This window comes from Bacillus sp. FSL K6-6038 (assembly GCF_038050455.1).
GTDB lineage: Bacteria > Bacillota > Bacilli > Bacillales > Bacillaceae_G > Bacillus_A > Bacillus_A pseudomycoides.
In genome coordinates, this window is record NZ_JBBOUH010000001.1 from 3,261,692 (window position 1) to 3,278,914 (window position 17,223).

Consider the following 17,223-nt stretch of genomic DNA (forward strand, 5'->3'; position numbering starts at 1 on the left):
ATTTTAATAAGGTACGTTTTCTATTCCTAAATTACTAAAAAATTATTAATATAAGATTATTTTTTAGTAATTAATAGGTACTGATATAGGGATATTTTAAATGTACATTTAGGTTGTTCTTTTCAAGATATTTATCATTTTAAATACGCCCTTTATTAGAATACTGCTCATACTTTTTTTGAGATCCTTTAGTAATACGTGCGTTAAGTAAAATTGCTAACAACAAAAACACTCCATATTTTCCCCCTGTAGCTCCTATGATAATCACACTACTACAAACAAGTACAATTAATAGGAGAAACGAAACTAAATAAATATGGTTATAGTTCTTTGACATCTTCTCGTATTTTATACGTTCTTTCCTTGCATCCATCTAAATTCCTCCTTTAAATTATCTATTTCACTATAAAATAAATATCGCTCTTAAAAAGAAAACAATCTATCGTTTCAAATAATTAGTTTGTTTTTTTATCAACTAATTTATATAAGATAAAAAGAAATACTACCAATATTAAGCTTTCCACCATGATAATCCCGACCCTCTCCTTCCTTTTAACCCCATCACATCCGATGAAATTTATGTATATCCTATTATTATCAGCAACAAACAAAAAGGATCTTCCCTTCGCGTAAAGGCTGATCCTTTTCTTCGTTCATTCAACTATTTTTAGCTATTCTTGATTAATTAGAATAACAGCTGGTCCATCTACACGAATTCCACCAACTTCGATTTTTTCATAAGGCTCAACTGTAATAGAAATGATCCCTTCTCGCTTCTTTAATTCATTACTTAATTCTTTTGTTAACATTTTTTTCATGTGTGCACTCCTTCTTACTGCTTAATTTACTGTTGTTATGTAAATGAAATTTAAAATGGTTTCCTGGTCAGGAAACCATTTTCTTGTAGTTGACCATATGGTGTTATCAATTCGTCTATCAATTTTACGTAAAGAAGATAAACAATTATTATTCACTTTTTCAGTAGATGTAAGAAATTCTTAAAGATAGAGATGAGATTGATTGTTTTTTCTTCTAGAAATAATGACTTAGATATATATACCTAAAACAATGAAAGCCCTACCTCTCTTTCATCCTTACGGCTCCTTGTCCGTGCCAGTGTAAATCAGGATTGCAAAAATCAAGTGACTATTTGATCGAGTTATTTGATGAAACTTCAAACGTTCGTAAAAAGAAATTTAAATAATAAAAATGGATTAGATTGTAGAAATAACAAAAGAGGTTAATACTCTAAAAGTGAGTTGAAGAAGTTGAATGTCTTTGAAATGATTTACTTTTAATAATAATCATATTCCCAAAAAATTCAGGATATTTTTTGGGGATGTAATACATTATCTATAATGAACCTTAACAGAAACTTTTTAATTGATTTTCAGTGATCCCTTTAATTAATCCCAGTTCACTAATCAAAAATTCATGTGCGTTTTCCAACATTTTTTTTTCGCTTGTATTAAGTGCTTTTTCTTTCTTCATACGCATTAGATCACGTACAACTTCAGCAGCTTCTTGTATTTCACCCGTTTTTATTTTGTCCGTGTTTACTTTATATCTTTGTTTCCACGGGAGTAATCTATCTGATTCTCCATGCTGAAAAATGTGTATGATGTGTTTTAATGCAAGTATATCAGTAACTGGACGTATACTCGAACTCAATATTTTACCCGTAGGAATCAAGACTTGCATATTACTGATTGACATTTTTATGACATAATACTGTTGTTTTTCCCCTGAGAATTCTTTTTCTTCTATGGCTTCAATTATACCTGCTCCGTGCATTGGATAAACAATGTTATCGCCAATTTGAAACATATAACCCACCTCCATATATGGTAACCTTCTTAAGCTTAACATATATGTTATTTTTTATCAAATATTTAATAATATCATAAATTTATTTTTAGTGTCAATCACTTTTTCTTTAAAAATTAAATTAAGTAAAACGGCCACAAAATAATAGGGAGCGTGCCAGATTTCCAATAAAGAGAAGGGGAATTTCCCCGCGTATATTCTGAAACCTCTACTAATTAACGTAGATCAGTTTTCCCTTGAAAACGACCAAATCGATCCCGTATTTTTTTCAATCTTGTGTGGTACTCCAAAATCTCAATTCTTGCTTTTTCAGCTAGAGGTGCAATTGGTTGTAAGTCTTTTAACCCCCAATAATCCATTACTACATCAAGTACTTGATCAAAATATTGCAGCGGCCCATAGTTAGCTTCTTTTGCAATCACAGCCATTCTATTTTCAAAATCAGGCATGACAGCACCTGGCATTTTAAAATTCATAATCACATTGGCAATATGATAGCAATAATTAGGTTCCAATTCCAAATGTGTTCGAATGACGTCTCGATAAAATGCATAATGAAGAGTTTCATCTTTTGCAAGACGGCGTAATAATGTAGCAAGATCTGGATCATGCTTACTTGCAACCTTAGCTACATTATTGTAAAACACCATCGTTGCAAGTTCTTGTAGCGTCGTATACGTCATCGCTTCGATTGGTGTATGAAAATCAGGTTCAAATCCACCCTCAACGACTGACTTTCTTAATTCATGTAATCTTTTAGGGTTCACACTTCGAATGTACTGACCCCCTGTCAAGTAGACAGTAATTAAAACGCATAGTTAAGAAGCCTGAGTTCGATATTCGTATGGACTCAGGTTTTTTAATTTCTTTTGAAAACGATGATAGTTATAAAAATGAATATATTTATGTACGGCAAGTTTAACTTCTTCTACTGAACGAAATGAACTCAGATTAAAACATTCCGCTTTGAAATGACTGAAGAAATTCTCCATACAAGCATTGTCCCAACAATTCGCCTTTCTAGACATACTAGCTTTCATCTTATGTTTTTTTAGGAAATCATTATATTGGCGTGAAGTATACTGGAAACCTTGATCACTATGTAAAAGAATCCCTTGTACGTCTCGTCGTTTTTTGGCCTTGTTTAGCGTATCAATAACTAACTGTATATCATGACGATGGCTAATATGATAAGCCACAATTTCATTATTATAAAGGTCCTTTATAGCAGACAGATATAGCTTTTTCTCATTGAAAATAAGATACGTAATATCTGTTACCCATTTTTCATTTGGTTGTACAGCTTTGAAATCTCGATTTAAGTAATTCTTTGAGACTACACATGCTTCTTTTGATACAAAATAAGGTCGTTTTTTTCTGATAATCGCTCGAAGCTTCATCCTATTCATTAGCCTTTGAACTCGCTTATGATTTACAATGAGCTCGTGTTTCATCCTTAACCACACAGTTATTCTTCGATATCCATAGATACCCTTCACTTGTTTATAACATTCCATAATTTTTTCTTTTATTTTTCCATCTTCTATCTTCTTCGGAGAAGGATTGCTTTGTCTTTTTAACCACTTGTAGTATCCGCTTCTAGATACTTCCGCAATTTTACATAGTAGCTGTATTGAACGCATACCTTTGGGCATTTCTTGTATCACCTCATATTTTTTGTATGCCGGTACAGCTTTCATCCCTCCTTTTACATTCCCAATAGCTTTTTTAGCATTTCGTTCTCTGTTTCTAGGTATTTGATTCTTTCTGTAGGATCCTTTGGACAATTTCTAGGTCTCCCTTTTTTTCCTCCAGTAGCCTTTCCACGTTTTTCTTCTAAACCTTTGATTCCCTCGTCTTTGAAACGTTTTACCCATCTACGTACGTTTTTTTGGGTTCCGGTGCAAGAAATTCAAGATACATGCAAGTAATCTCCTAACCTTGGACATACTGATAGTATTACTCTAGAAAAAGGTGTGTGATCGATATGGAAAAGGAAAATTTGTTCAAATGGAAGCATTATCAGCCGGAACTAATCTTATTAACAGTAAGATGGTACCTACGGTACAATTTGAGCTTCCGTAACCTGGTGGAAATGATGGAGGAACGAGGCTTATCCATGGCTCACACAACGATTATGCGATGGGTTCATCAATATGGACCTCAATTAGAAGAGAAAGTACGACATCAACTTAAAACAACAAATGATTCATGGAGAGTCGATGAAACTTATATTAAAGTGAAAGGGTAATGGATGTATGTATATCGTGCCGTTGATTCAGAAGGGAATACCATTGATTTTTATCTAAGTAAATCAAGAGATAAACAAGCAGCCAAGCGCTTTTTCAAGAAAGCCTTGGCTGCTTCTCATATTTGTAAACCTCGTGTTATAACAGTAGACAAGAACCCGGCCTATCCCGTAGCGATTCAAGAGTTAAAAGAAGAGAAACATATGCCTGAAGGCATACAAATAAGGCAAGTTAAATATCTCAATAATATAGTGGAACAGGATCACCGTTTCATTAAGAAACGTGTACGTTCTATGTTAGGATTCAAATCGTGTGAAACAGCCACTTCTATATTGAGCGGCGTTGAAGCCATGCATATGATGAAAAAAGGACAACTTAACCTACAGGTGAAGTCTGCTCAAAATGAAGTTGGGTTCATACATAAGTTATTTGGAATTGCATCATAATCTGTCATTGAATAGGCCATGTAGGTTCTATATCTCTATCAAATGGTTTTTGTACCAGAACCAGAAATTTTAATACCTCCAAGTATCAAAAGATGTTATTTGTTTCTAACAAGCTAGATTAGAAAGAATGACGTTTTCTTATGAATCATTCAAGATGAACTACAACCATTTGTGGAAGGATTACAACGATATGTTCACCTGTGGTTTTAGAAGAAATAGCCTATTCTTGGTCCATTGGAGAAGAAATGTTATCTTTGTATGTATCAATATAAATATTTCCATTTGCAGCAAGTACAGCATACGTAACATCTTTGTAGCGAAGGTTACGTTTTTTTAGTTCACATTGTAACCTTAACTCTGTCTGATTGTTTTGCCTTAGGTTTTCTGTCATAATTTCTCCATCCATAATTAGCTCGATGGGGAGTTTAGACTCTTTTTTTATCGGTATATTTAAATCTTGTTTTGTAACAGTACGATATTCAGGTTTTTTCAAAACAGATATCTTACCATTTGTTTCAACTACGACATAAAGAACTTCTTCAATGTTGAAAATACCATTCTCTCTTAATTGTTGGTTTAAATAATCTAGAGAATAGCGCATTTTCCGCATATTATTTTCTAAAATTTTCCCATTTTCAATAATGACTGTCGGATTTCCAGCAAATATTTTTCTGCCTATCCGACTTTTCATGGATATATAACTAACTATTAGAATGATAAATACTAAAATAAGAAAAGCGATGACTACATGATGAGTTTTTACATTTAAATTAAATGCCAAATTTGCAATAATACTTCCGATAGAGATAGCACCAATAAAATCAAATGTATTCATTTCCGCGATAATTTGCTTTCCTAATATTTTAGCTCCGATAAATAAAATCGAAAAAGATAACAGTGTTCTCAAAATAATCTCTATATGTTCAGACACAAGTAGCTCCTCCTTTTGGGATTGCATGTTCGTATTATAACAATTTATATAAGGATAGTATGTATCATTGTAAAAGAATTTATTATGTTCAATAGCATTAAATAGTTCATGTAGATGAATTAATCTCGGTTCTGTTGCCAAGTTTCTCAAAAGATAAAAAGAGACATGAATGTAAGAGGAAATATAATGATGTTGAATGTTTTGATACAGAGTACATTTTTTGAAATCGAATAAAATATGAATTATCAAAAAGAGATTGGATTCCCTTAAAGGGTATTAACTAGATAAATATGAACTGATTTGAATTACCGGGATATGTTTTCTACCTACAAAATCCTGTATCACTCTCACCTATCCAGAAAATCATAACTTTTTAAACTGGTGATTTCTTTGAGGAAAAACAATCATGTACCGACAGGTATTAATATTTTAAGACCGTCCCTAAAATATATTTTTGGTGTTTTTAAATTAAATGAGAAGTGAATATGATGTGCATTGTTTTCTTATTATCTAAATAAGAGTTTCTTAAATTACTTATATAAAAGCTAATGGACGAGTATTAATACTTATGAAGTAACTTTTATCTGATAAGAAAGGGGCATCAGATTTATGAACAACCTTAATTTCCTTTGTGAACAATTTGCTAAAATTCTTAATGGAAAAAGCAACATAAATCAGGGTGTTTGTTCTGTCTCCTTGCGTCGTAATATTAAAGTGTTTGTTCAAGGACGACCAAGCACCTCAGTGATACCGGTTGGGATATCTTTTGAATCGTTAGATCAAAATGGCAATGCGTTGAACTTTGGAGAAATCGCTATTTTACAAGAAGAAATCCCTTTATTTATGCAATCAATTGTTCAACAAGGGATTATTGTTAGCGCCTTACATAATCATTGGTTATAAATGAAACCATTGATTATGTATATTCATATCCAATCTGTTGAACCACCATTGAGTTTTGCAAAAAAATTGGCAAATTCCTTTTCAATTTTAAGTAGTTATCCAATTACTGATAACGGGAGCTAATGTTAAGTAGATCATATTTATTCATTTCCTATATCGAGAATCATGTGAACAAAAAATGCCCTCCAGCTAAGTGATCTAGAAAGCATTTTTATGAATTTCTAGATACATTGAATTCTGATAACAGGAATTATGTAAATACGAAACCCCTTCAGCAAGTAAATTGAAGGGGTTTTTTCTAGATACAGTGACTACTGATAAGTGAGATTATGTTAACTGAACAATTGAGCTTACAAATAATCCTAATTATAGTAAAATTTATAAGGGTGATAATTATGAGAAAAAGCGAAAAAGATGATTTATCTTGGAAAATATTTAAATTATGGATATCAATTCCAAGGAGTATCCGTTTAGCATTTTTGTGGTCAATTCTTATAGGATTTTCTTATTTAGGTTGGGTAAAAATCATACGTAAACTATTTGAATAAATATATTGTGACATGTTCAATAATTCCTTTATTCAAAGCATACTTTAAAACGTCAAATAAAGTATGTTTTTTGCTTATAAAACAGAAAGTGATTTATTATTATAAAGAAAATATTGAATATTTGTAATATAATTATTGAGTTATGTATTTATAGAAATTTAAGGGAGATGACTATGGAGTTTATTACTTTTAAAGTAATTTGTATCTTTTTATTTTTAATGCTTATGACTTCTATAGAAGTTTTAGGATATGGAGTTCGACTTGTTGGAGCGAAATTGGCGTTAGTTGCATCGGCTTTTGCTATATATAATATTATGTCTTTAATTGCTCGATTTTCTAATATGTTTCAACAACCATTTACTGCTTCTTTGGTTGATAGTGCAGCGAAAAATGGTGGATTAGAATTATTAATTAAACAATTTAGATTTTTGTTATTAGGTTCTACTATGGGAGTAATACTTGGAGGGTTATTAGTACCATTTTTTATGAATGTTTTTTCTAAAGCGCTTGTACCTTTATCAAAAGATGGTTCGTTTTTAAACATGTTTAAATTAATAAATAGCACCAATTTGAAAAGAATGAAGAACTATTTTGTTTTAGTAAATAAAAATAATCTAGAAGGGGTAAATTTAAAAAATATATCAATTAAATTATTTGTTATTAATACAATTGTTTCTGCCGTATTTACATTAGGTGTTATGTCTGCGTTGTATGCAACTTTATTAATTCCTGATTATGATAAAGCAGCGATGTCTTCATCCAATATTATTACTGGAGTAGCTACGATTCTATTAACACTTCTTATTGATCCTAAATTGTCTTTTTTAACTGATAAAGTTGTACAAGACAATCGTAGATATTGGGAACTTAAGAATTTTACATTTATGATATTAATTTCGAGATTATTAGGTACATTAGTTGCTCAGGTTATATTAGTTCCAGGTGCATATTATATAGCATGGTTTGCTAATTTTATTTCTTAAAATTTTTATATGAAAATCAATATATCTAAAGTAAACAAATATTTAAAAGTTTACTTTAGAAATAAGAAAAAAAGTCCTATATAAGAGGACTTTTTTTCTTATTTTTTTCCACAACTATCAATTAAATCATATTGTACAGAAATGATTTCATTTCGAATTTGGTTGAGGTGATCATGTAATGTTTTTTTAACTGCACTACCTGTTTTACTTTCAAAACTTTTATCTAGTACAATCCCTTGTTCAGTTAAGCTTTTGCATACATCATGAAATGATTCTTTATTTTTTTGAATGTCATTTTTTTGTTTTGTTATGATGCTATCTGCTTTCAATGATACTTCAGTTTCTAAAAATGTTCGTTGCGCTTCTCTTTCCAAATGTTTTTTCGCAGCTTGTAATTCATCAACGACATTTCCTGCGAGATCTTTTACAGCTTTTTCTATTTCTTTTTCTATTTTTTGAATTTCCCCTATAAAATCTATCATGTTATCTCACCGCTAATCCTTCCAATTTTGTGCCCAACTGATTATCTTTATCTCGCAGTGAATTGGCAGCATCTGCAATATCATATCCAAAATGGCTTAATTCTTTTTGTTTTTTCCGTAAAAGATGAATTAATTCTTCTGCAAGTTTTACATCATGAAAATAATCTTTTCCGTTTTGAGACGTTTTTGCAATTTTTCTGATGGCTTCATCTACTTCATGTTCTTCTAATAGATGATATTTTCCCCCTGGACCTGTTTCATGTTTTAACTGACTTTTTAATTTTGCAACTTCCTCTTCTTCTTGTCGTTGAAATTTTTCTATACTTTCAACAATACGAAGTAATGTATCACTTATTCTTTGTATTTCTGGTTCTGGTGCAAAAACATTCGCTAGAAACCTAGAGAGTCTGTTTTCTTTAAATTGCTAGTTTATGAAGCTACTCCAAACAGTTGATGGATGAATTCTTTTTGATTTTGAGCAGACGTCATCCTTTGGTGAATCTGTTTCTTTTTAATCATATGCATGGCTTCTATGCCACAGAGTATATAAGTAGCTGTACGAAGTGATTTCAACCCCAACATCGGGCGAACTCGCTTCTTAATAAAACGATGATCTTGTTCTACGATGTTATTAAGATATTTCACTTGCCTTAGTTGGATGCCTGTAGGCATCTTTTTTTCTTTCTTTAACTCTTGGATGGCTATAGGATAGGCTGGGCTCTTGTCTACTGTGATAACACGGGGCTTTGAAACATGAAAAGACCGCAAAGCTTTCTTGAAAAAGCGCTTTGCAGCCTTATGGTCTCTTGTTTTGCTTAAATAAAAATCAATCGTGTTCCCTTCCGAATCAACGGCACGATACACATACATCCATTGCCCTTTCACTTTCACATATGTCTCATCGACTCGCCAAGAATCATTAGTTGGCTTAAGATAATGACGTACTCGCTCATCTAATTCAGGTCCATACTGATGAACCCAGCGCATGATCGTTGTATGAGCAATGGAGAGTCCACGTTCTTCCATCATCTCGACTAGATCACGAAAACTGAGATTGTACCGCAGGTACCATCTCACGGCTAATAAAATAAGATCAGGTTGATAATGTTTCCATTTGAACAAATTTTCCTTTTCCATACTGATCACACACCTTTTTAAGAGTAATAGTATCAGTATATCCAAGTTTTAGAGGTTGCTTACAACTGGATTAAAGTTTTTGCACCAGAACCCGGTTGAGCAAATTGAAAAAATGTTACCAAAAGATGTACAACCAGTTTGGTATTGGGTAGACACATATAATGAAAATAACCCAGATACTTATGTAGGTTTAAAAGACCCTAAAACTGGTGCTGTTTTGAATGCTGAGATGTCTACGTCTGTATATGGATTTCAAGGAAGTTATACAAAAAAAGAAGAATATTTAAAAGAAGATTTAAAGAGAAATTCAAAAGACTTTATGGATGCAATGAAAAAATTAAATGAGAATAATCAATTTAATAATGATGATGTTAAAAATTATTATAAAAATATTAAAGATATTTCTCCGAAAGATTTACCTATATATGGTGTAGTAATTACAGGAACAACAGAATCTTTGCAACAGTTACAAGACGCTCCTTATATGAAGGCAGCAGTTAGAGGAGTAATTGTTGATAAGCAGTAATAATTAGTCATTCAAAAAAGATAACAATATCAAAGAATTGAATGTATACTTTTATCCGTGGTTTTAGAAAAAATGAGTAAATCACAATATGGTCAATAAAATCAAAGAAACGAATGTAAACAAATAATAAAAAGTTTACATTCATAAGTTCATTACATACTAATTATTTAATATATAAATTAATTGTATTAAGAATAGTGTAATATAGTTAGAAGGAGATGATTTTATGTTAAAAATAGAACAAAACAAAGTAGGTTTAATTTCAGGAATTAGCTTATTAATATTGGTTTTAACTAATTCTTCTATAAAAAGTGATTTTTGGGTTATTTGTATAGATGTAATTTTAGTTTTGGTTAACTTAGTTTTATTTATTATTTCTAGAAACATAACAAAAACTAAGTTACTTAGAAAAATGAATAAGTTAGATGAAGTAAAATGATTTTTTGTTATTTTTTAAGGATGGAAGACGATTAATGTGAGATCGTCTTCCATTTTTATTTTCTGATAATATCGTTTTAATTGAATGTAAACAAATAATGGTTTTTTTCAAAAGGCTGTTTTTTTGTAACAAACTTTGCGCTTAACGTACAGTGTATCAGTTAAAATGTGTCCAAATTGTAACTAAACGTACAATTTTCTTTTTTTGATATGGTGAGGCCTACTTGCTAAATTCAGCAAGTAAAATATTTTTAAAAGGATCAGGATTATCAGCTTTTCCTAAGCTGTTCAAATTGACGGCTAACGTATGCTTACCTCCAAGTGTACCTCCAGCAAAAGTACTAAACCCTGGAATGCCACCTGAGTGTCCCCATATCGAGACACCGTTTGGAAGCTTAGTTTCATAGATTCCAAGACCATATCCGCTGATTTCAGCACTTCCTGTAGGAACTGTAGTAAGCATTTGTTTTAGTTGCTGTTCCTTCAGTAATTTGCCACTGAGTAAGGAAGAGAAGAATTTGTTTAAGTCATCTGCAGTAGAAATCATATCTCCAGCCGAGCTACCTATACTTGGGTTATAATAAGTAACGTCTTTTAGCTCAATTGCTCCGTCTGGTTGGAAATATCCACGGGCATGGTTGGTGCCTGGAATAACGCTTGAATTGCCAGGTAGAAATGTATTCGACAATTCAAGTGGTTCAATAATCCGATTTTCAATCTCTTCCGCATAACTGTTTCCGGTTACTTTTTCAATAAGGATACCCAGTAATACGTATCCTGTGTTTGAATAAGACCAGCCCTTTCCTGGGGCAAAGTCTGGGGGCAGCGAAAGTCCAATCTTCACTAGTTCTTCTGCAGTAAATGATTTTTTTGTATTCTTAAAAAAATCAGCTTCTTTTGACCTTGAGTATTCGGCGATACCACTTGTATGGTTCAATATCTGCCGGATAGTAATCTGTTTAGCATCATATCCGTTTCCTTGAATGACACCAGGCAACCATTTTTCGATGGAGTCGTCTAGATTCAGGCGGTTCTCTGCAGCTAATTGAAGTACAACCGTTGCGGTGAACGTCTTCGTCACGCTGGCAATACGAAAGTGAAAATCTGTTTTCATTGGTTTCTTGGTGATCAGATTCGCTACCCCAGCGGCATAACCCCACGTTTTTCCACCCTCAGAAGTTTTAGCAAGTATCCCCGGGAATCCAAGATCCAATGTATCCCGCATTGCTTGCTTGACGGAATTACGATCTCGTTGAGTGCTTGTTTGTGACGAACTAGATACATTTTCAGTGGGATCTGCTTTTACAATTGAGGTTGGCGTTGTGTATAACAGGGAGCTTCCAGCTATTAATAAGGCAAGACTTGCAAATGTAATTTGACTACGTGTTTTCATAAGGCATTCCTCTCCTCTATTCATATTGTATGGGCGGTTGCTTGTTGTTTCGTACTAACTACACAGCTATCATCCCCACCAATGACAAAAGGGCAACATGGAATTCGTAATTATCTTCATAATGATTATTTTTATCCTAACAAACGGTGAATCCCCCTTTCACTCTTCTTTATATTTTTATCTTACACAAGAAAAATTTCTTTTTTCTTATCCATTCCTTACAAATTTCTTACGTTCAAAATAGCTTCTATAATTAGGATAGCAGAAGCATCTGTGAAAATGCTTTTCCAATAAATATATTAATCAAAAAGAAACACGGAAGTTTTTCACTTCTATGTTTCTTTTTTCGTCCTTTAATTATTAAAGATTCGATTTACTCCGAACGAGAGTTCAGCCGCATGTTCATCAACTTAAGAAATTAATTGTTCCTCAAAAAGAAAAAAATGAACTAAATTCCCATAGACACTTATATGCCTATGAAAAAATGAAATTTTGGTTTTGGGGGCAATTCAAAATGTTAACTTGATAGCGATGTAAGGTGACCCCAAATTAAACGATTTTAGAGTCTCTATCTCGGTTCCAGGGTCATTAGATTTGTAAAAAATGAACTCAAACTCCTCGCCGATAATACGAAAATCCCCGTTTAGTGTTTCTCTAATTCCCTTGATCTTTTCTAAAATGCGGTCAATAGAATTACTCACTCTGCGCTCACACCCTCCAATGAAATTAAGGACTGCCACCTGAATAACAGTCCGTTTTTACGTTTATTTTCTGTAATTTCCCCACCACTTAGTGACTTCATGATGATACAGGATGTACTGTTCCTTACTCCCACCAATGTTGCATTCCGCGGATTCCGATATCCCACAGCTTAGCGTTTCCGGAAACGCTAATGGTCAGCTCGTTTACCTTGTTAAAAGGCAACTCCCGTAAAGCCTCTGCTCCTTGAGAAGATTGTTCGTTTAATCGATATACTTCTTGTCCATCTACGATTATTTTGGCTTCACCCTTAAAGTCTACATTGTCGGGAATGCCAAAATAGAAATAAAGCCAGACATTTTCTTTGTTCCCAAGAATATAGTTGTATGTTTTAGTTGATTCACCTTCACTGCTGTACACGTTCATTTTCGGCTCTATTCGCTCACCTGCTACGGTGAAATTTGGAAGGTTCTCGATTATAGGTGTAGTTCCTGTCATTTCTTTCATAACATTTAATGTTTGAATAGGGCCTTCTCTTTTTTTGATGATTTCAGAGACCACCATGACTCCAATTATAAGGACAACAATAGATAGAGTCGAAGCCATGAGCTTTTTATAAGAAATTTTTGAAGAAAATCCAACTCTATAGGTAACATAGCCAATCATTGCACCTAATGTATTGGAAATAACATCATTTACATCAAAGCTACCAAGATATGTTAAAGCCTGAATGGTTTCCAGAACGAGAATCGCTAAGACAAACAAGGATATGAACTTCCCGAATCTGACACGATACAATAGGGGAAATAGTATTCCAAAAGGGATAAAAGCAGCAATGTTTCCAAAATCAACAATCCATGAATAATTTAGGTCTGGAAATTTAAGTGGTACTCTTTCTGGAATAAGAATAAAAGTGTACCGTTCTACACTGGTTACACTATCGAGCCTGTTAAACGCAAAGAACATAAAAAATAAAACTAAAATTGTATAGCATATGGTGCCAGCTAAAATGATTTTCCGTGATTTCGTTTCCATAATTTCAATCTCCTTAAAGCTATCTGTTTCTGAATGATTTTACTTTGAATTAATACGTAAGTGGGTTCTGTTGCAAAGTTAGAAAAAATTTAGAGAGGTGTTTTTTATCGTCTCATTCTCAGGGTTCACTCCAATACAGAAAGAATAGCGTTTTTTTCATTTTAGGGGGCATTTTTTTTATTAGCTTGATAGCGATGTGGCGGTACCCCTATTCTCAATAGAGTACACTCTATTGAGAAGGTTAAATATGCAATTTTGCATTTTATTAATTTTATAGCATGTAAACATATTGATTCGTATATAATTTTAGGGTTATAAGGGTAGCATGCGATTCCGATCAAGTTAAGATATTAAAGTAGCTCCTAAACGAAAATTTTATTATTTTACAGTTATTTATGAGAATTCAACTCTTTTTTTCGTCTTGGGAAACAACCCATTTCTTAAGTTGATGGGTATGTGTAGTGAGTCCTATCTTAGTCTAAGTACATCATAACATTCTAACTATTATGGAGCGTGTATTATAATGAAAAAGATCTTATTATTGTTTATAACATTAGGAATACTTATAGGATGTGAAAAATCTGATTCGTGTGATGAATCAAGAGCCATCTACTCTGGAAATTGTAATTTTTCTAATACACTCACAAGCGACAAAGCTGAATTACAATTAGATTCCAGATAATTGCTTTTATACTTAATTTTAAACTAATTGTTCATCAGATTATTATACATTTCATGTAGATTATTCTTGGGGTTCTGTTGCAAAGTTTCACAAGAGATAGACATAGATCAGCGTATATGACTAAATATGGTTCTGGTGCAAAAATGTTAGTTAGAATCATAGAATAGCAATTTCCTCTACATTTCTATCTTATGAAGCTAAGCCAAACAATTTATGAATAAATTCTTTCTGGTTTTGGACGGATTCGTCCGGTAAAACAACTTGTCCTTTTTTCATCATATGCATGGCTTCAACACCACTCAATATAGAGATTGCTGTTTTAAATGATTTTAATCCTAACATAGAACGAACTCGGATTAATCACCGCATCTTCTGGCGCCATGTCTAAAAAATATTTAAAGGACATGTCATATTTTGAGCGTTCAACAACATCTACATCTGATAAGTCAAAAATGGACTTTAGCAATAAATATTTGAACATACGAACAGGCGGCACTGCATTGCGGCCATTATCAAGACAATATTTATTCTGTAATTCCTCTAAAACAAAAGAAAACTCAACTAATTCATTAAATTGACGAAGCATATTATCTTTCGGCACGACGATATCGTAAATTGCCATGAAAGGACTAAGGTTAAGAGATTGTTGGTTTGAAATCATCCGAGACACCACCTAGAATTAGTACAACTATTATGCATAAAAATGGTGAAGGCTTCCTCGATTTCATCGAGGAAGCCTTCACTTGTTTAAACTATATGGACTTTTTCAGTGGTCTCTTTGATTCTGCCCTCTTTTTTAGCTCATTAATAAAAAATTATTTTTCGTTTCTTTGTGTGAATAACAAGCTGTGATTTAATCCACTTTTAATATAATTGGTTAATTGCTTTCCAATAAGAGTATACAGCTACTTTAGCTTGCTCTTCTGAAGTAAACTGTTCAATGCTTGGTAAAAAACTTCTTCCTTTATATTGAAATAATTTTTCTGTTCTAAATGCTTCTTTTTCATATTCTGCAATTTCTCTATGCAATAGATATTGGTTGTTTCCGACATGCTCAATTAAATAGTTGGACGGCTTAATGATTTTATCTTTAAAAATTTCTGGATTCGCTTGCATTAATTTCATAAGCTTTTCCTTTCATCTATTTCTCCTTTTGATAAACTACTTCTCCTTGTAAAATTGTCATTAAAACTTGAGCATCTGGAATCTTATCCTTACTCATTTCAGTTATATTTTCATCAAGTACTACCATATCAGCAGATTTACCTACTTCAATAGAACCAGCTATATTATCAAGTCCTAATGATTTGGCAGGCTTAATTGTATAAGCATCAATAGCTGCGTATACATCAGGTAAACCTTTTTCACCAATGCTTAGTGAATTCGAAATAGTGACAAGTGGATTCAGTTCATTTACGTCCCAATCACTACTAAGCGATACATTTGCTCCTGTTTTCCAAATTCGTCCTAGCGGCATAATTCGTTTCATCTGTTGATCTGAAAAATACATACTTGCCCAGCTTTGCTTAGGATCTTCCGCAAAATCATGCCCTACTTGAAAATCCGCACTAATACCTAAATCAGCAAAACGGTTAATATCACTATCTTCTACCATTTCCACGTGCGTGAGCGTATAAGGCTGTTTTGCTCCTTCTTTTTTCGCTGCTTCAATTGCGTTTAAACTCTCTCTTGCTCCACCGTCTCCAATTGTATGAATCAATGCACCATAACCAATTTTATCGAGTTCGGTCAACCACCATTTCATTTTCTGCTCTGGAATATAGTTCAAACCATATGGAGTTCCTTTAAACCACTCAAATTTATATTTTTCTAGTGTTTTAGCTGTGCTGTTAATACTAATTCCATCACTATACATTTTCACTTGATTAATAAGCATTCGAGACGATGAATCGTCTCGCCTAATTTTTTTGAAATACTCAATTTGTTCTGCTTCATTTAAATTTGGATACACCCACGGACGAAGTACTACTCGTGATGTTAACTTTTTCTCATCATTAACTTTATTCCAGACATCTAACCAACCTCGTTTCCAATATAGACGTCCATCACCAACTGTAGTAATACCATTCTTCACAACCTCATCTAAGCCATCCAATAAACCTTCGTAATTTTTTTCAAACAGATTTGGTTGTGAACTCCATGCTTTCTCCATTACAATATCACCAGCTGAGTCATAAAGAATACCAAAAGGCTCTCCTGTTTCCGGGTCCCGAATAATTCTTCCCCCCTGTGGATCTTTCGTCTCTTTATTCATTCCAGCCAACTCCATTGCTTTGGAGTTAACCCATACAGAATGAGAGGTTCTTTCCATAATTACTACAGGATTATTGGGGAACAGCTCATCAAGGAGCTGCAATGGAGTCTGCTCTTCCGATTCTTCGCTCATGTCTTTTAACAAACTTTCCAAACTAAATCCCGATCCGCTTATCCATTCCCCTTCTTTTAAATCTTTTTGACAATCCTTTAAATACGAACGTTGGTCTTGTAATGAAGCATCTGGTGACACACTACAATTTCCTGCCGCGGGTGATTTTGCTTCAAATATATGATTATGATTGTCCACAAAACCGGGAAGGACGGAACGCCCTTGTAGATTTATGACTTTCGTATCTTTATTTATAAATTCTTCTACATCCTTGTCGGAACCAACAAATATAATTTTACCATCTTTAATTGCTACTGCTTCTGCCATATCTTGTTTTTCATTAGAAGTATAGATTTTCCCATTTTTAAATACTACATTGTCTGGCAAATGGTTAGGCAGAACAGTGCTATTTTGCTTGGCTTCTCCCACTTCAGGAGCGCATGCTGAAATCAATACCATATTAAAAATCAGACAAATGACCATTAGTGCTTTCTTTGGAATTCCCTTCATTTTTCTACTCCTTTTATTAAGATAAATTGCTTTTGAAAATAGAATAAA

Annotated in this window: 14 protein-coding genes and 6 pseudogenes; 5 read left to right on the forward strand and 15 right to left on the reverse strand. The window is 33.0% G+C overall.

The genetic code is table 11. The annotated features are described in order from the left end of the window. Positions 1-139: 139 nt before the first annotated feature. The 5 genes and pseudogenes from NSQ40_RS17220 to NSQ40_RS17240 form a co-directional block, all read right to left on the reverse strand. Positions 140-373 carry a hypothetical protein gene (locus tag NSQ40_RS17220; RefSeq protein ID WP_003210372.1) on the reverse strand — a complete coding sequence of 78 codons (234 nt, stop codon included), beginning with the start codon at positions 371-373 and terminating at the stop codon, positions 140-142. Between the two features lie 298 nt (positions 374-671). Further along, the gene (locus NSQ40_RS17225) at positions 672-818 is read right to left on the reverse strand and encodes a BC1881 family protein (protein ID WP_000738547.1); all 147 of its coding nucleotides are present in this window, start codon (positions 816-818) and stop codon (positions 672-674) included. A 547-nt stretch (positions 819-1,365) separates the two neighbouring features. Beyond that, complete coding sequence (locus tag NSQ40_RS17230) at positions 1,366-1,827, reverse strand: CarD family transcriptional regulator (protein ID WP_258248277.1); 462 nt, start codon at positions 1,825-1,827, stop codon at positions 1,366-1,368. A gap of 215 nt (positions 1,828-2,042) precedes the next feature. After that, positions 2,043-2,600: pseudogene (locus NSQ40_RS17235) on the reverse strand (acyl-ACP desaturase); the annotation flags it as partial. Positions 2,601-2,645: 45 nt separating this feature from the next. Continuing rightward, on the reverse strand, positions 2,646-3,527 hold the full coding sequence (locus tag NSQ40_RS17240; RefSeq protein ID WP_141521904.1) for an IS3 family transposase: 882 nt from the start codon (positions 3,525-3,527) through the stop codon (positions 2,646-2,648). 287 nt (positions 3,528-3,814) lie between these two features. Here NSQ40_RS17240 and NSQ40_RS17245 point away from each other — a divergent pair. Further along, positions 3,815-4,522 (forward strand): annotated as a pseudogene (locus tag NSQ40_RS17245) (IS6 family transposase). 220 nt (positions 4,523-4,742) lie between these two features. Here the strand turns inward: NSQ40_RS17245 and NSQ40_RS17250 are convergent. After that, a complete protein-coding gene (locus NSQ40_RS17250) occupies positions 4,743-5,453 on the reverse strand; it encodes a DUF421 domain-containing protein (RefSeq protein ID WP_097787541.1) in 711 nt (236 codons plus the stop codon). A 609-nt stretch (positions 5,454-6,062) separates the two neighbouring features. Between NSQ40_RS17250 and NSQ40_RS17255 the strand changes: the two are divergent. Next, a pseudogene (locus NSQ40_RS17255) lies at positions 6,063-6,479 on the forward strand (DUF1259 domain-containing protein). 598 nt (positions 6,480-7,077) lie between these two features. Next, the gene (locus NSQ40_RS17260; protein ID WP_258248276.1) at positions 7,078-7,887 is read left to right on the forward strand and encodes a lipid II flippase Amj family protein; all 810 of its coding nucleotides are present in this window, start codon (positions 7,078-7,080) and stop codon (positions 7,885-7,887) included. A gap of 98 nt (positions 7,888-7,985) precedes the next feature. Here NSQ40_RS17260 and NSQ40_RS17265 read toward each other — a convergent pair whose 3' ends face one another. The 3 genes and pseudogenes from NSQ40_RS17265 to NSQ40_RS17275 all read right to left on the reverse strand — a co-directional run bounded on the left by NSQ40_RS17265 (position 7,986) and on the right by NSQ40_RS17275 (position 9,506). Beyond that, positions 7,986-8,369, reverse strand: coding sequence for a hypothetical protein (locus NSQ40_RS17265; protein WP_006097181.1), 384 nt, complete (start codon positions 8,367-8,369; stop codon positions 7,986-7,988). A 1-nt stretch (position 8,370) separates the two neighbouring features. Further along, a pseudogene (locus NSQ40_RS17270) lies at positions 8,371-8,736 on the reverse strand (hypothetical protein); the annotation flags it as partial. 62 nt (positions 8,737-8,798) lie between these two features. Next, complete coding sequence (locus tag NSQ40_RS17275; protein ID WP_003209755.1) at positions 8,799-9,506, reverse strand: IS6 family transposase; 708 nt, start codon at positions 9,504-9,506, stop codon at positions 8,799-8,801. 79 nt (positions 9,507-9,585) lie between these two features. Between NSQ40_RS17275 and NSQ40_RS17280 the strand changes: the two genes are divergently transcribed. Both NSQ40_RS17280 and NSQ40_RS17285 read left to right on the forward strand, forming a co-directional pair. After that, positions 9,586-10,032, forward strand: a complete 447-nt coding sequence (locus tag NSQ40_RS17280) for an anti sigma factor C-terminal domain-containing protein (protein ID WP_371391955.1) — start codon at positions 9,586-9,588, stop codon at positions 10,030-10,032. A 226-nt stretch (positions 10,033-10,258) separates the two neighbouring features. Beyond that, the gene (locus NSQ40_RS17285; RefSeq protein ID WP_003204432.1) at positions 10,259-10,471 is read left to right on the forward strand and encodes a hypothetical protein; all 213 of its coding nucleotides are present in this window, start codon (positions 10,259-10,261) and stop codon (positions 10,469-10,471) included. Positions 10,472-10,690: 219 nt separating this feature from the next. Here NSQ40_RS17285 and NSQ40_RS17290 read toward each other — a convergent pair whose 3' ends face one another. The 6 genes and pseudogenes from NSQ40_RS17290 to NSQ40_RS17315 all read right to left on the reverse strand — a co-directional run bounded on the left by NSQ40_RS17290 (position 10,691) and on the right by NSQ40_RS17315 (position 17,175). Further along, complete coding sequence (locus NSQ40_RS17290; protein WP_018767423.1) at positions 10,691-11,863, reverse strand: serine hydrolase domain-containing protein; 1,173 nt, start codon at positions 11,861-11,863, stop codon at positions 10,691-10,693. An 825-nt stretch (positions 11,864-12,688) separates the two neighbouring features. Next, positions 12,689-13,597: a VanZ family protein gene (locus NSQ40_RS17295; protein ID WP_003203261.1), complete on the reverse strand. Its 909-nt coding sequence runs from the start codon at positions 13,595-13,597 to the stop codon at positions 12,689-12,691. A gap of 871 nt (positions 13,598-14,468) precedes the next feature. Continuing rightward, positions 14,469-14,633, reverse strand: a pseudogene (locus NSQ40_RS17300) (IS6 family transposase); the annotation flags it as partial. Beyond that, positions 14,626-14,940: pseudogene (locus tag NSQ40_RS17305) on the reverse strand (transposase); the annotation flags it as partial. The pseudogenes NSQ40_RS17300 and NSQ40_RS17305, both read right to left, overlap by 8 nt. A gap of 203 nt (positions 14,941-15,143) precedes the next feature. Beyond that, positions 15,144-15,404 (reverse strand): hypothetical protein, encoded by a 261-nt coding sequence (locus tag NSQ40_RS17310; protein WP_097787477.1) that lies wholly within the window; start codon positions 15,402-15,404, stop codon positions 15,144-15,146. A 16-nt stretch (positions 15,405-15,420) separates the two neighbouring features. Next, on the reverse strand, positions 15,421-17,175 hold the full coding sequence (locus NSQ40_RS17315; protein ID WP_097787478.1) for an amidohydrolase: 1,755 nt from the start codon (positions 17,173-17,175) through the stop codon (positions 15,421-15,423). Positions 17,176-17,223: the final 48 nt, after the last annotated feature.

Excerpts from the sequence above, each read along its gene's own strand:
- NSQ40_RS17220 (WP_003210372.1), bottom strand. The coding sequence starts at position 373 with ATGGATGCAAGGAAAGAACGTATAAAATACGAGAAGATGTCAAAGAAC.
- NSQ40_RS17225 (WP_000738547.1), bottom strand. The coding sequence starts at position 818 with ATGAAAAAAATGTTAACAAAAGAATTAAGTAATGAATTAAAGAAGCGA.
- NSQ40_RS17230 (WP_258248277.1), bottom strand. The coding sequence starts at position 1,827 with ATGTTTCAAATTGGCGATAACATTGTTTATCCAATGCACGGAGCAGGT.
- NSQ40_RS17240 (WP_141521904.1), bottom strand. The coding sequence starts at position 3,527 with ATGAAAGCTGTACCGGCATACAAAAAATATGAGGTGATACAAGAAATG.
- NSQ40_RS17260 (WP_258248276.1), top strand. The coding sequence starts at position 7,078 with ATGGAGTTTATTACTTTTAAAGTAATTTGTATCTTTTTATTTTTAATG.
- NSQ40_RS17265 (WP_006097181.1), bottom strand. The coding sequence starts at position 8,369 with ATGATAGATTTTATAGGGGAAATTCAAAAAATAGAAAAAGAAATAGAA.
- NSQ40_RS17275 (WP_003209755.1), bottom strand. The coding sequence starts at position 9,506 with ATGGAAAAGGAAAATTTGTTCAAATGGAAACATTATCAACCTGATCTT.
- NSQ40_RS17285 (WP_003204432.1), top strand. The coding sequence starts at position 10,259 with ATGTTAAAAATAGAACAAAACAAAGTAGGTTTAATTTCAGGAATTAGC.
- NSQ40_RS17290 (WP_018767423.1), bottom strand. The coding sequence starts at position 11,863 with ATGAAAACACGTAGTCAAATTACATTTGCAAGTCTTGCCTTATTAATA.
- NSQ40_RS17295 (WP_003203261.1), bottom strand. The coding sequence starts at position 13,597 with ATGGAAACGAAATCACGGAAAATCATTTTAGCTGGCACCATATGCTAT.
- NSQ40_RS17310 (WP_097787477.1), bottom strand. The coding sequence starts at position 15,404 with ATGAAATTAATGCAAGCGAATCCAGAAATTTTTAAAGATAAAATCATT.
- NSQ40_RS17315 (WP_097787478.1), bottom strand. The coding sequence starts at position 17,175 with ATGAAGGGAATTCCAAAGAAAGCACTAATGGTCATTTGTCTGATTTTT.